The sequence below is a fragment of the Cytobacillus sp. T106 genome (assembly GCF_040492155.1).
Lineage (GTDB): Bacteria > Bacillota > Bacilli > Bacillales > Cytobacillaceae > Bacillus_AB > Bacillus_AB infantis.
Map to the genome: position 1 here is coordinate 576,668 of NZ_JBEUMK010000002.1, position 14,364 is coordinate 591,031.

At 39.6% G+C, this 14,364-nt stretch carries 13 protein-coding genes; 11 read left to right on the forward strand and 2 right to left on the reverse strand.

Features of this window, described 5'->3' with window-relative positions:
- Window positions 1-24 precede the first annotated feature (24 nt).
- The 5 genes from ABU165_RS07095 to ABU165_RS07115 all read left to right on the forward strand — a co-directional run bounded on the left by ABU165_RS07095 (window position 25) and on the right by ABU165_RS07115 (window position 5,194).
- Window positions 25-687 carry an HAD family hydrolase gene (locus tag ABU165_RS07095; protein ID WP_318059909.1) on the forward strand — a complete coding sequence of 221 codons (663 nt, stop codon included), beginning with the start codon at window positions 25-27 and terminating at the stop codon, window positions 685-687.
- Between the two features lie 163 nt (window positions 688-850).
- Window positions 851-1,996 (forward strand): glucosaminidase domain-containing protein, encoded by a 1,146-nt coding sequence (locus tag ABU165_RS07100; RefSeq protein WP_318059910.1) that lies wholly within the window; start codon window positions 851-853, stop codon window positions 1,994-1,996.
- Between the two features lie 124 nt (window positions 1,997-2,120).
- Complete coding sequence (locus tag ABU165_RS07105) at window positions 2,121-2,783, forward strand: hypothetical protein (RefSeq protein ID WP_318059911.1); 663 nt, start codon at window positions 2,121-2,123, stop codon at window positions 2,781-2,783.
- 13 nt (window positions 2,784-2,796) lie between these two features.
- On the forward strand, window positions 2,797-4,002 hold the full coding sequence (locus tag ABU165_RS07110) for an efflux RND transporter periplasmic adaptor subunit (RefSeq protein WP_318059912.1): 1,206 nt from the start codon (window positions 2,797-2,799) through the stop codon (window positions 4,000-4,002).
- A gap of 310 nt (window positions 4,003-4,312) precedes the next feature.
- The gene (locus ABU165_RS07115) at window positions 4,313-5,194 is read left to right on the forward strand and encodes a helix-turn-helix domain-containing protein (RefSeq protein ID WP_318059913.1); all 882 of its coding nucleotides are present in this window, start codon (window positions 4,313-4,315) and stop codon (window positions 5,192-5,194) included.
- Window positions 5,195-5,264: 70 nt separating this feature from the next.
- Here the strand turns inward: ABU165_RS07115 and ABU165_RS07120 are convergent, their stop codons facing one another.
- Window positions 5,265-5,591 carry a hypothetical protein gene (locus tag ABU165_RS07120; RefSeq protein WP_101549276.1) on the reverse strand — a complete coding sequence of 109 codons (327 nt, stop codon included), beginning with the start codon at window positions 5,589-5,591 and terminating at the stop codon, window positions 5,265-5,267.
- 243 nt (window positions 5,592-5,834) lie between these two features.
- Here ABU165_RS07120 and ABU165_RS07125 point away from each other — a divergent pair, with 243 nt between their 5' ends.
- A complete protein-coding gene (locus ABU165_RS07125) occupies window positions 5,835-6,845 on the forward strand; it encodes a hypothetical protein (protein WP_318059914.1) in 1,011 nt (336 codons plus the stop codon).
- A gap of 105 nt (window positions 6,846-6,950) precedes the next feature.
- On the opposite strand, the gene ABU165_RS07130 is transcribed toward ABU165_RS07125, so the two are convergent.
- Window positions 6,951-7,076: a hypothetical protein gene (locus ABU165_RS07130; protein WP_257964205.1), complete on the reverse strand. Its 126-nt coding sequence runs from the start codon at window positions 7,074-7,076 to the stop codon at window positions 6,951-6,953.
- A 189-nt stretch (window positions 7,077-7,265) separates the two neighbouring features.
- Between ABU165_RS07130 and ABU165_RS07135 the strand changes: the two genes are divergently transcribed.
- The 5 genes from ABU165_RS07135 to ABU165_RS07155 all read left to right on the forward strand — a co-directional run bounded on the left by ABU165_RS07135 (window position 7,266) and on the right by ABU165_RS07155 (window position 14,277).
- Window positions 7,266-8,138 carry a helix-turn-helix transcriptional regulator gene (locus ABU165_RS07135; protein ID WP_101549280.1) on the forward strand — a complete coding sequence of 291 codons (873 nt, stop codon included), beginning with the start codon at window positions 7,266-7,268 and terminating at the stop codon, window positions 8,136-8,138.
- A gap of 152 nt (window positions 8,139-8,290) precedes the next feature.
- Window positions 8,291-11,782, forward strand: coding sequence for a S8 family peptidase (locus tag ABU165_RS07140; RefSeq protein WP_318059915.1), 3,492 nt, complete (start codon window positions 8,291-8,293; stop codon window positions 11,780-11,782).
- Between the two features lie 57 nt (window positions 11,783-11,839).
- Window positions 11,840-12,394: a transposase gene (locus ABU165_RS07145; RefSeq protein WP_318059917.1), complete on the forward strand. Its 555-nt coding sequence runs from the start codon at window positions 11,840-11,842 to the stop codon at window positions 12,392-12,394.
- Between the two features lie 158 nt (window positions 12,395-12,552).
- Window positions 12,553-13,269, forward strand: a complete 717-nt coding sequence (locus tag ABU165_RS25175; protein WP_396349960.1) for an alpha-amylase — start codon at window positions 12,553-12,555, stop codon at window positions 13,267-13,269.
- Window positions 13,270-13,362: 93 nt separating this feature from the next.
- A complete protein-coding gene (locus tag ABU165_RS07155) occupies window positions 13,363-14,277 on the forward strand; it encodes an anthrax toxin lethal factor-related metalloendopeptidase (RefSeq protein WP_318059918.1) in 915 nt (304 codons plus the stop codon).
- The last annotated feature ends 87 nt before the right edge of the window (window positions 14,278-14,364 follow it).

Below are 14,364 nucleotides of genomic sequence, written 5' to 3' on the forward strand. Positions count from 1 at the left end.
TAATAAAAGGAAGGTGTGAGACAAATGGGAAAAAAGGCTGTTCTATTTGATTTTGATGGAACTCTGGCAGATACTCTGCCTATCTGTTTTGAAGCTTTTAAGTATGTATTTAGGCAGTATGACGATAGAGACATAACTGAAAAAGAGATAATAGGAATGTTTGGCCCAACAGAAGATGAAATTATAGAAAGAAATCTTCAAAGTACAAATGAGATACAAAATGCGATTGAAGATTATTTTTCCTTCTACGAAAAAGGCCATAACAGGAGTTTTCAATTAATAGAAGAAATTAAGGGTTTATTGGAATTTTTAAAGGAACGAAATATGAAGCTTGGTATCATTACTGGAAAAAGCAGGCGGGGACTGGATATAACTTTGAAATGCCTGAAAATTGAAGACCATTTTGATATTTCAATAGCCGGTGACGAAGTTTTGAAACCTAAGCCTGATGGAGAGGGAATCTTAAAAGCTTTGGAGTTTTTAGGGTTGGAACGGAATGATGTCATTTTTGTAGGAGACAGCAGAGCTGATATTGCTGCGGGAAGGCATGCACAGGTGGCGACAGCAGCGGCCCAGTGGTTTGATTCGGTCCAGTCAACTTCTTTTGATGAGGAGCCAGATGTACTGTGCAAATCCATCGGGGATTTAAAAGACTACGTCAATCGCGTGGCTGTGCCTGTTTTATAGAAAAGAATTAAAGATTTGATGTTGACAAAAAAAGAACCGGTAAAGCTGACGGTTCTTTTTTTTTGTGGTTAATTATGGAATATGTTTGAAAATGGTGACAAAGCTAACCTTACAATATATAGTAAACTAGTAATATTTTTATATAATATAAAGGGAGAGGAAAATGAGGAAATTAACAGCAGGGATTTTAGCAGTCGTAATAGTCTTTGGAGCATTTTTGCCGTTACATACAGCAGAAGCAAGCAGCAAAGTGAGCATCACGGGTAATTCCGTGCTGACCGCAAAGCAAATGGGGGATTATGTACTTTTAAAAAATCCAGTGCCCAGGTTAATGGAGATTGATATATACAGGCTGGCTGATTTGTTTTTGGCCATTGGACGTGCTGAAGGTATCAGGGGAGATATTGCATTTGCTCAGTCTCTGCATGAGACAGGCTATTTTAAATATGGAAATGATGTTGTTCCAGAGCAGAACAATTATGCCGGGATCGGAGCTGTAGGTGGAGGAGCAAGAGGCGCCTTTTTTCAGACACCAGAAGAAGGAGTGCGTGCTCAAATTCAGCATTTGAAGGCTTATGCCAATAAAGAACCGCTTGTGACCGAGAAGATCGATCCGCGATTTGATCTCGTTACCAGAGGCATTGCACCTAATTGGACTGATTTGAATGGCAGATGGGCAGTTCCGGGAACAGGATATGGAGAGAAAATTCTATCCATTTTCAATGACATGAGTTCAATCAATCTATCCATACCAAATGTGGATACTTCCATTACTTACGAATTGCCGATAGCCTCATTATACCTTAAAGCTGATCGTCCGTTAGTTGCGCCAAACGGCACTGTTCACAAAACCTTGCCCAAGAACTATTCTTACCGCATTTTTGGGACCATTGGCAATAACTATAATTTAGGCGGCGGTTATACCGTTGCTGCCAACAGTGCGAAAATGAATGTTTATATTGGCAGGCTGTACATCAAGAATACGAATGTAACTTTATACAAGCCGGATGGCTCTTTCCATAGAAAACTATCTGTCGGTGAAAATATCAGGGTCTATAGCTTTGATAATGCCCGATATTATGTAGGCGGAGGATATTATGTGGCTAAAAGCCAGGATGTTTCTTTTTATAAGGGAACCATTAAAATAACCGGGGATACCAACTTGTTCAACCGGTCGGGAGAAACAGTAAGAATTTTGAAGAACGGCCAGCAATACAGGGTCTATGCCATCAATGGGAACGTCCTGGATCTCGGAGCAGGTCTCTTCATCACCTACGATAAACGGAAACAGCTATATGATAATTTCTAAGGGGGGTCTGACCCCTCTTTTCTATGAAAATTTGACTATATTCCCCAACATTCGAGAGGATAGTGGAAATTATTACAATTGATAGGTTAGAATGAAAGTGTAACTAATGTTTGGAGGAAATGTAATGATATATTATGTGCAGCTGGTTAGGGGAATCCTCAATCCTTCTGGAGCTTTTTATCAGCTGGGGAAGGCAGAGGAGATAAGGGGGCTTGTAAAGCGGCTTATTTTGCTGATTTTAGCAGGTGCCATGATCTTTGCGGCCTATGGCTATTTGGGTATGGGCATGGAATTTTTACATAGGGAAATAACAAGTATCGGCAGTGCTGAATTTGAGATGAAGAAGCTTTTTGCGATAATTGGTCAGACATGCTGGGGGATCATTTATACATGCCTGATATTGTTCCTGCAGGCTGTGCTTTTTTGGATATTCATGGATGTGGAATATAAAAAACTATTAGTTGTCCAGGCATTTGTTTCAGTCATCTTTCTTGCTGAAAAAGTCCTGCTTCTGCCTATAACTGCAGTATTTGGCACAGGCGGCAAATCTTCTCCATTTTCTTTGGGGATAATCAGCCAATATATATTTGAAAACGGATTTCTTACTAAGTTATTCTCAATGGTTACCATATTTAGCATTGCAGTGATCATCTTTCAATATAAAGCGTTAAAATCAATTACTGAAAAAAGCCCAAAACTGATTTTAATCGTTGTCATTTTAATTAATCTGCTGTATTGGACAGTTTCTGCAGTATTTTTCCAACTTCAGATAGAGAAGCTAATATAAGGGTGTTGATGGTATGGGAAGGCGTACAAAAAGATTGCTTGCCCTGCTCTGTGTCCTGGCCATTTCAGTTAATATGTATTTATTGCTGAAGGACGGGAGCAAGGCAGACCGGGCGGCTTACATAAGCAAAACTAATCAGTCATCGAAAAAGGATATCATACAGAAAGTAGACGTTCCTGGAGTGGTTTCACCAGCTGAATCTACTCCCTATTACTTTGATAAATCACTTGGCACCTTTGGGGATTTCCTGGTGAAAGAACAGGAAACAGTAACAGCTGGAACTCCGCTATTTGAATACACAGCAGATGATGTATGGGCAGAAGTTGAAAAGCTTGAAGCGGAAAAGGAAAAAACCGAACAGCAGGCAGAAAGCATAGGAGACCACATAAGCGAGCTGATTGCCTATAAAGCTACTGTTCAATTCAGTGGCGAGGATGAGGAAAACACATCTGCTGATATTATCCATAATATTGAAAAGGATATATATGACAAAGAACTTCAGCAGGAATTGCTTATGGAAGAGGCATCCATGTATGAAAGGCAAATTCAGTCCATCAGCAGCCGTGACAGCAAAGTCACAGTGCTGAGTAAAAATGATGGGATTGTACAGGACATCAATTATGAGCTTGGTGATCCTGCAGTCGTTATAAGCTCTTCAGCACCCAATGTAACGGGCGTTATAGAGGAAGCAGATCGTCATAAAATAGAAGAAGGCATGAAGGTGTCTGTGAGTGTTCCTGATATGGACAATATAGAAGGGATGCTGGTGCAGGCAGGAAGCTTGCCAGAAGAAAAGATCTCAGTTGAAAAGAATAGTGAGTATCCGTATGCTGCTGCATTGAATGAATCAGAAGGGCTCTTCATGGGAAAGCATGTAAGTGTATCAATAATTACTGAAGAAATAAAGAACGCCATTACAGTTCCTGAGACAGCCATTTTTAAAGAAGGATCCCAGCATTATGTATGGGCAGTAATGGAAAACGGGCTTCTTGAGAAACGAAAAGTTGTCAAAGGGAAGAAGATGGAAGGAGCAGTCCAGATAACAGAAGGGCTTGTAAATAGAGAGCTAGTTGTCGTCCGTGCCAAGGATGTAGAGAAAAATGAAGGGCCCATGTTTATTACACCTGCCCATCCTGGAGAAATCACTAGAAACTCCCTTAAACAGCTAGGCAAAAGTGAGGCTTTGCGTTATTTCCTCAAAGGCCTTACGTCAAATTAGGGTCTGACCCCTACTAAAGTAGGGGTCAGACCCCATTTTTTTTGCAAAAAAAAGATCACCCTATTATAAATAGGGTGATTAGAAAGTGGAGATTTAGTATTGCGTACACAAATATGCGTACACTGGGCTAACGAATACAATTGCCTTAAACAATCCGGTATAGGACTGAAAGGCTATATGTATATTAAAACACATTTAGGAAATTCTTGATTTTGCTCATAAAAGAGGAAAATATATATATACTTATTATTTCCTTCCTTAAAATCCAAGAATTATAATATAAAATAACTATAAGAATATTTGTTGGACGGTGGAAACTTTGGACTTCTCAGCTATTGGTGCAAAAATTAAAGAGCTTAGAAAAACACAGCGTTTATCTCAAAAGGAACTAGCTGATGGAATCTGTACCCAGGCACAAATCAGTAAACTTGAGAATGGCGATGTCTATCCATATGCGTCTACTTTATATTTTATTGCGGAGAAGCTGGGGGTAGATGTTAATTATTTTCTGCATATAGGCACAACCCCCCGGCTGGATTATGTAGAGGAAGTCTCCCGGCAGCTAAAATTGGCAAGGCGTGTATTTAAATATAGTGATATTAAGCAGATTGTGAAGGCTGAAGAAAATAATCCTTTATTTACACAAAATCCGGTATATCTGCAGCTGCTGCTTTGGCATAAAGGTATTTATGAATATTACCTTCATAAAGATATGGAGGGGTCACTTGAATGGTTTGATAAGGCCATTGAACTTACTCAAGGAAAAAACTGGTCCGAGAGAGAAATCGAGATTTCAATAAGCAAGGGGATCATTCTTTTTGAGGAAAATCATTTAAATGAAGCGATGGAGTTATATGAAAAAGCAGAGGAATACTTGAACATGCTGCCTATAATAAAAGATGAAACTATTAAAATCAGACTGCATTATAACATGGCAAGAACGTGGACAAGGATGGGAGTGCTGTCCAAGTCCGTTTCAAGCTGCCATTCCGGAATCGACTACTGTTTGGATTGCGATAATCTTTTTCTGCTAGGAGAACTGCATTATCATCTAGGCTATAATTTTGAACTGCAGGAAGATTTTAAGAAAGCGAGAGACTATATGGAGAGGGCTTTAATTATATTTGAGCTCCAAAAAGATAATAAATACGATGAGTTTATTAGAGGTAAACTTCAGTCCTGGGATAGTTGAGATGAAAAGGATAGGAAGGAGATAAATCATTATACTGATTTATCTCCTTCTTTATATAAAATATAGGGGGTCACAAAGCTGAGAGCATCCTTTTGTCTACATTGCTATAGAAGTTTTGGATGCCAATTACACTTAGAAATTCTCTTATTTTCTCATAAGTAGCGGATCGGAATTCCTCGACAACGGTAAAACTTTCAACAAAAGCTACCTTTTCTCCATTTTGCAGCTCATTGTGGACAAGATCAAAATGTTGTTTTTCTAGAGGAGTATAATTGCAGGTACATGTGTAGATTATTGCCTCGCCGATCTTTTGTGCCGCCTTCTTGAAGTAAAAGGAAAACACGATAGCGCATTCATCATCCAGGAACATAGGCTGAATCTTCATATCAAGTTCCATGCAGATCACCTCCGGCTCTTTATATAGATGATAACAGAAAAGTATTATTACCCCGTTTCTTGTGTGCCCCTTTTACCGGGAATTATTCCCCTTAAAACCGAAAGGATGTACAAATTAGTGCTGTATATATAACTGTAGGCATATTCCCAGAAGAATAATTAAAGGTGAGGAATAATATTCCTGTATTATATTCTTCCTGTTTTTTGTATATTATGTTTAAAATACCGTCATACAGGAGGAAGAATGAAGAGCTTTAAATTCCTTATTATCTCTTTTGTCTTATTATTCACCTTAATATCCCCTGGCGATGCCTTCGGGCAAACCTCATTGACTCCAGCTGAAAAAGCTGTAGCCCGTGCAGAAGAGTTGGTCAGGTCCCTTAAATGGCAGATATCTGTAGAAAGCAACAAACAGCTGGCAATGCCGGATATGATTTTGTTTAATAACACAAAATCTGCGTATAAGAACGCTTTGGCAGAAGTAAGCAAGCTTCCAAAAGATAAAAGAGCAAATTATTACGCGCGCTTGGATGCCAATGTAAAAGTCCATATTGATCGAAGCATTGCTTTTATTGATGCTCTTACGGGCGGAAAAAAGATTGAAACGCTTACTAAAGAGCTTGACTATTTAATTCGTGAAGAAATTTATATGATCCGTATGGATGATGCATATCATGAGGTTTCAGCAGAAGTCAGGAAGCAGGCAATCCTGTTATACAGGGTCTATGGCAAATCAACGAGGGAAGCCATTCTGGCAAAATATAAAAAGCCTGCTGAAGTTTTGAAGGAAAAGGTTTCATTGTTTGTCACAGCCAAAGACATTGTTGATGCCGCAAAGGCAGAAATTCAAAAAGATGAGATAGACATATACAATATGATAGGCTATCTTGGGGACGCTAATTATTATTTGCCAAAGATCAATCCTATTCATGCAAGGGATGCTTTGCAATCTGATATAATCACCATGGCAAGAGAGTTGAGCGAAATCGCTGAGCCCCTTTTTGAAGGGCCAATGATTGCCTGGATGAACACGGAAGATGGTTTTAAAGAAACCTTATCTGTCCATTTTGATATGGGAGACCACATAGAAAAAGAATACTATACTCTTGAAAAGCCCCTTGAGTATAAGGGGACAGAACTTATCAGCTTTGATTTTTACGGATTCGAGTATACTGTCCTCCTTTACAAGGATGATCCGAACGAGTGGATCTCTCCTTCCATTTACACACTTGATATTACCGAAATAGCTGAATAGGTTTACGTTAAGCAGGAAGGCAATCTTCCTGCTTTTTTTCTTCAATAAAAAAAAGCTCCTTTTTAAAGGAGCTAAAAAATGGGGTCAAGCGGAAAGGACTAGAAATTAGTAGATTGTCGGAAGTTCTTGCGTCTGGACGGGACCGCCGTTTGATGGGTTGGCAGTTCCTACAAAACCAAAGCAGACTACTAAACCGCAGACAAGTAAATAACCAAATAGTTTTCTTTTCATTTGACTTCCTCCTTTGTATAATTTGCGATAATCTTGATGTATAAGTAAGATTAATCTAATTAAAACATAATTTTAAAAGAGGTGTTTTCCTGTTTCTCGCTATTGTCGCGTGTTTATAGGCTAAAAACATATATATAACAGATACAATTAAAAAATATTATAATTCTAGGAATATTTAGGGGGATGAATATGGACTTTTCAGCAGTGGGCAAAAAGATCAGGGAATTGCGCAAGCTCATGGAGATGTCCCAAGAAGACCTGGCTGAGGGTATTTGTACACAGGCGCAAATCAGTAAAATAGAAAAAGGCGATGTTTACCCATTTGCATCCACCTTGTATTTAATTTCTCAGAAGCTTGGTGTTGATGTTAATTATTTTTTTGATATCGGCATGACACCGAGAATTGATTATGTACAGGAAGTGGCCAATCAGCTAAAGTTTGCGCGCAGGAATTCTGACTATGATACTATGAAACAAATCATTCATATTGAAGAAAAAAACCCGCTGTTTTCTCACAATAACCGCAATATGCAGCTTCTTGTCTGGCATAAAGGAATTGTTGAACATGCAGTTAATCACGACAAAGCAGGTGCACTATGCCTGCTGGAAGAAGCAATATATATGACTAAGGCAAATTCGAAGGCATGGTCGGAACGGGAAATTGAGATTTTGCTCAGCATAGGGGCTATCCATTTTGAAGAGAAGGAATATGAAAAGACGATGGATGTCTGCATTTCAGCCAAAGAGCATTTACAGCTGCTTCCCTATGTGAATGATCACACTATATTTATCCGTTTATACTACAATATTGCCCGTACTTTTACTAGAGTAAAAAAGTACCGGGAATCCACTAATTATTGTAAGGAAGCCATTCGAAACTGTATTCAGAAGGATAATCTGTACCTTTTGGGCGAGCTGCACTATCACATAGGCTATAACTGCGAACTCATGGGGAAAATACCTGAGGCAATGAATTATATGAAGAGAGCACTAACAATATTCGAGCTGCAGGAAGATGAAAAGTATATGAAATTCATTAATGATAAGCTGAGTAAATGGTAAAAAAAGAGGAGGGTCAGACCCCTACTAAAGTAGGGGTCTGACCCTCCTCTTTTTTTTGTCGAATTAACAATTAAATTAATATATGGAAATGTTTGCTATAAATAGGTGATTGTGGTTACTATTAAATTAGTGCTTAAAAAAGGGGGAGTTCGATGAAAAAAATAAAAAAACAGGCCATATCATTAGCAGCAGGTTTAGTACTTGCAGCGGGCCCATTTGCATCAGTAAATAGTGCTTACGCTGGTGCAGACTTAAATTTAAAGGCGGGGGTCGCTGCTTACAAGGCAGAATCGCCGTTGCTGCAAAAAAAGCTTGAACAAACGAAACAAGCAGCTTTGAGTGAAGATACGATCCTCATTAAATACTCGAAACCGCTAACCGCTACTGAACACCGGGCTGCAGGAGGAACTCTTGTAAAGATAATTCCAGGACTGAATTATGCTGTCGTAAAAGTGAAAGATAAAAAGAACCTCAATAAAGCCATGAATAAGTACAGCAGCTTTAAGCAAGTTGAATCCGTTAATCCAAGCGCTTTATATAAGCCGCTTGCCATAACAGATCCTAAGGTAAATGAACAATATCATCTGGGCCAGTTGAAAGCAGCGGAAGCCCAGAAGCTGGCAGGAAATAAACAGGTGACTGTTGCTGTAATAGATCAGGGAACGGACATGAACCACCCTGAATTAAAAGGGAAACTCCTGCCGGGATATAATACAGTAAATCCAATGAACCAGGGAAGCCCCGACTACCATGGCACCCATGTTTCCGGCATCATTGCAGGAGCCAAAGATAATGGCATTGGAGGCTACGGTATTAATCCAAATGCCAAAATACTGCCCATTGATGTATTTGACCGGGGCTGGGGAGCGAGTGATTTTGCCATTGCCCAGGGTATTCTGCATGCAGTTGAAAAGGGAGCCAAGGTTATTAATATGAGCCTGGGGGGACCAATGAAATCTCCCGTTATTGAAGAAGCTGTAAATAAAGCTTTAGAAAAGAATGTAACCGTTGTAGCTGCTGCTGGAAACACTGGAGATGACACTTTGAGCTATCCTGCGGCGTACGAGGGAGTTATAAGTGTAGGCTCTGTCAACAGCAAAAAGAATCTCTCGGACTTCTCTACCTTTGGCCCTTCAGTAGATGTAGTAGCACCCGGTGACGAGGTATACAGCACCTTATATGATTATGAGAAAAAGTCCACCTTCACTAAAATGAGCGGTACATCAATGGCCTCCCCTATGGTAGCAGGAACAGTTTCCCTGCTCTTATCCAAATATCCCGATCTAACCCCTTCGCAGGTTGAATATGTGTTGGAACATACAGCAGATGATCTGGGCGATAAAGGGTTTGATGTAAAATATGGGAATGGGTTGATAAACCCTGTTCGGGCACTGCAGTACGATATGAAGAAAATACCTGATTTGTCCAGTAAAGCCTGGAGTGAGAAAGAAATATTAGAAAAAGCCGAAAAGGTGGAGCTGAATGGCAATACAGCATTTACTGGCACTTTTACAAAACCATTTGAAGAGAAGTGGCTTCAAATGGACGTGAGAATAGGTGACAAGATCCAGTTTGAATTGGATGGTGCCTCCCAATACGATTATAAGCTTATGATCTACTTGAATTCTCCCGAGGGAAAATTGAAACTGGACGTTAATAAGGTGAGGGAAGGAAAGAAGGAGGGCAAATTTATCGATATACCGCATTCCGGCACACTTTCTTTTGGTGTAAAGGATGTAAACGGAAGCTATGATGATTCAGGAAAAAGATTATCAAATTATAATTTGAATGTGAAAAAACTTAAAGAATTGCCCAAAGATGAGTCTTCAAGTGAAATGCCAATTGATATTCAGCTGCCATATGACTCAAAAGGGAAAAATTATACACTGATGGCAGCAGGTCAAGAGAAGGATGATGATTTTTACTCTTTTTCTGTTGAAGAAGAACAGCTTGTGAGGATCAGCCTTTCAGCTATCCCTGGTGTTGATACAAGTATCGGCGTTTATGAAATTGGAAAAGACATGATTGATCTAGAGGGTATGTCTAAAGAAGAACAGGAATCCTTAAAGAAGGAAATAGCAAAGAGTCAGGAAGAAGGGGAACCTGTTTATTATTCAAATAAAAAAGGAAAAAGTGAGGGAGAAACTTTATCCTTTATTGCAAGGCCAGACATGGAATATAAAGTGAAAGCTTCCAATGAGGCGGTCAATTATTTCGGCATCTATGATTTTATTATGAATGAAGAAATGATGGATGAAGAACAAAAACCGGAATTTTCATTGACTCCCTATAATATAAAAGTAGAGGGGAAAGTACTTCCTCCTGATGAAGATGGCCTTCCAATGCTTCCGCCTGATGGAGAAGATATGGGCGGGACATTAGAATCCCAAAGAGAAGTTATTTTTGAGGAATACAGCCCTGACGAAGAGTTTGATTATGTGCAAACTATCAAAGACGGAGCATTGCCTTCAGGAATTGGACAGGCTGTAACAGGTTATCTTCAATCAATGGAAGATGAAGACTGGTATAGTATCACACCGGAGGAAACCGGCATCTATGAATTCAATTTTGATGATAAATCAAATCTGCCCCTAGTGGAGATCTATCAAATTAAGACTGATAAAGATAAGGAAGGCAAGGAGCATTCTTATCTAAGCTGGATCGGCACCAATATGGATTACAGCTGGTACCCGGGGAAATTGGAAGGAAAGCTTTATACCGGAATGGAAAAAGGTGAAACATATTATCTAAAAGCAGCAACAGATTATATGGCGGGTTCAGTTTCTTTTGACCCCTACCAGTTTAATTCAAAGCTATTAGTCTCTAATACTGGTGACAAATATGAGAATAACAATGAATTGGAAAATATTAAGGACCTCCCATCTGCTGCATTCGAAGCCAATTTTTCCATGCCTAATGATCAGGATATCTTTTATTTTGAACCAAAGAAAACGGATATCTATGCTATGACCATGGAAATGAAAACTGCTTCGGAAGCGCTAAAAGCAAAATACCCTAAACAGCTGTTTGGCAGCTACTTTGGATATATGGCTGTAATTGAGGATGTAAACAAGGATAGAAAACTGGACGATGAGGAATATGCGAGATCACAATACCTTGAAAAAGGTTCAATGAATGGGACCACGTATGGCTCCTTTAAAGCCGAAAAGGGGAAAAGCTATATCATTCTTGCTTCTGCATATTTCGAGGGAGTCCTCCCGCTTTCTTTAAATCCTTATAAGCTTACATTGGCACCCGTAAATAAAGCCGATGAAGATAAAGGATCGGTCGTCAAAGGCAACATCCCTTCCAAGCCGCTTCCTCTCAAAAAGAAAAGCGACAAAGCCTGGGAAGCAGCCGGCTACTTAAATGCAGGTGTACCGTATGGCGATGAGGACTGGTATGAGCTGAAGCTTGATAAAGATGCTTCAGGCACACTGGAGTTTGTCACAGGCATGGAAGCTGACGGTGTTATATCCTTATACAGGAACGGGAAACTGCTGGCTGCAGCCGACCACTATGCAGCCGGAGATACAGAAGTAATGGCGTTCAATCTCAAAAAAGGCACCTACCACATTAAAGTGCGTGACACATTTGGAAATGCGACTCTTACACCGTATAATCTGAAAGTGAATATAAAATAATAAATAGGGTCTGACCCCTACTAAAGTAGGGGTCAGACCCTCATTTGAGGTGAAAACATGGCGAGAAAACCAAGAGTCTGGTTCCCTGGGGCAACCTATCATATAATTAGCAGGGGCGTTAGAAAGCATCCTTTGTTTTATGATGAGCAGGACAGGAAAGTTTACTTAAATCAACTAGAAAAAGTAATAGATAGATACCCTTGTAAAATCCATTCATATTGCCTTATGACGAATCACATACATTTGCTATTGGAAACAGTCTCACACTCTCCCTCAAAGATTATCAAGCTTCTCCACACCCGTTATGCTATCTATTATAAATTTCGGCACCAAGTGTCAGGGCATGTTTTTGAAAGCCGATATACTGGAAAACTGATTGATTCGTTAACCTATTTCTTAGAGGCAAGCAAATATATACACAGGAATCCCTTGGAAGCCAATTTAATTGAAAACAGCAATAATCCGCTATGGAGCAGCTTGCATTATTATAAAGATAACTTCACTTCCCCCATTCTAACCACCAACAAAATCCTCTCCTATTTTCCTAATCCTTCTTTAGAAAACTACCTGCTTTTCGTTAATAAAGTAAATGAAGAAATTAAAGAAAATTAAAGTATAAATCTTCCATGAAGAGAATAGATTAGTAGTAATCTATATATCTGGAGGAGAAAAAAGTGAGAAAATATGTCCTTATCATCCCTATTCTATTATTTGCCTATATTTTAAACTGCAGCAATGCTCATGCTGATAACAAAAAGGGGCCGTCTTTTATGCCTGATAAAAGCCGGATCTATGAATATGTCTATTATGAAGGCCGAAGCAAACAGACCTTCTTAAGGCAGGATGGGAATAAGGCGTATTGGAAGAATATTTACTCTTATGGCGGAGATCATGAATCTGAAATTATGTACAGAGAAGATGAGAATGGGCTATATGCTGAAAATATAGACACTAGATTTTCCTTTCAAGAATTAAAATATCCGATTTTTTTGGGACAGACATGGAAGGAAGACTATAATGGCATCCCACTAACTGTTAAGATAATCGAGATTGGAAAAACAGTAAAAACGCGGGCTGGAACTTTCACAAATGTTGTGGTTACAAAGGACAGTGAAGGAACATACAGACACTATGCTGAAAACGTTGGACCGATCTTGACTGATCAGCCGGATTTAGAGTACGGAAGTCCGCTATATGAGGAATTAATAAGTTTAAAAAAGCAACCGGGCAAAGTGGTTTATTGGGATGGAATGGAGCTTAAAAGCGGACAAATTGGAAGACTGAAAATCAATAAAAGCATCAATCTATGGAAAAGGGAAGGGGAAACCCTTAAGTTTGTACGCATTCTTAAACCTGGAGAAGTATACAGAGTCTATTCGTATGATTCCAAATACGGCGGCCAGTACGGTGTCGGAGCAGGCTACTATGTTACTAACATGAAGGACCATATCAAGTACGAAACACCTTCTAAGAAATTGTTGAATTAGGTGGGGTCAGACCCCTACTTTAGTAGGGGTCTGACCCTTTCTTTTTAGCGGCAAACAGATTAATATTGAACTTAAAGGAAGGGAGAAATCATTATGAAAAAATTCATTGCTGCATTTGCAATTCTAGCACTTCTGCTTTGTGTTTCTCCTGATTCAAATGCTTCCGCGTCGGTACTATGGGATGGAATGGAGTTAAAAAAGGGGCAGATTGGCAGAGTGACAGTTAATGAACCTATAAATTTGTGGAAGAGATCTGAAAGCGGGCTTGTTTTTGAAAGGATACTAAAGAAGGGCGAACGGTATAGAGTGTACCGGATGGATTCGGCTTATGGCGGCCAGTTTGGCCTTGGAGGCAATCTTTACATCACAAACATACCGGAAAGAGTTAAATATGAAACACCGTCGGCGGAAAAGAGGATGCTGCTTGGATGCGAAAGCTCTTGTCTCATCAAGCAGATAGTTTCTCTGCCGCAGGGAAGCTACGACAAAGGAGAGGCAGATGAAATCCTTCAGCGCCTGGAGACATTGCCTGTACCTCTACTTCAGCAAGTATACCTGAATAAAATCTCTATTCTTTTAACAAATGGACCTATTACAGACACCAGTGAATTCGCCTATTTGAGAGGTATCACACCCCGGGGGTGGGAAGGAACCAATAAAACCTGGGACGACATACCTGGTATAGGGGGAACTAAAACCGTTGCTATAAGAATCGGCTACAGCCATAGAGGAGCTGGCCATGGATCGATTAACCTTGAACTTCACGAACTGGCTCATTCCTTGGATAGCATTGTAAAAAACCAGATATCATCCGGTAAAGTATTTACGTCCATATGGGAGAATGAAAAGGAAAACCTTTTTCCTAAAGAAAACTATTACACGGGTTATGCAGAAGAATTTTTTGCTGAATCCTTCGCTATGTATTATCTGGACGAAAGCTCCAACAAACTTCTAAAAAGGAAAGCACCAAGAACTTATGAGTTTATAAGAAGCATGAAGTGGCAATGAAGCCCCAAAAAACGGCACCCTTCCAGGGTGCCGTTTTTTGGGGTCTGACCCCTACTTTAGTAGGATAAGAGGGGATAATTGGAAGTT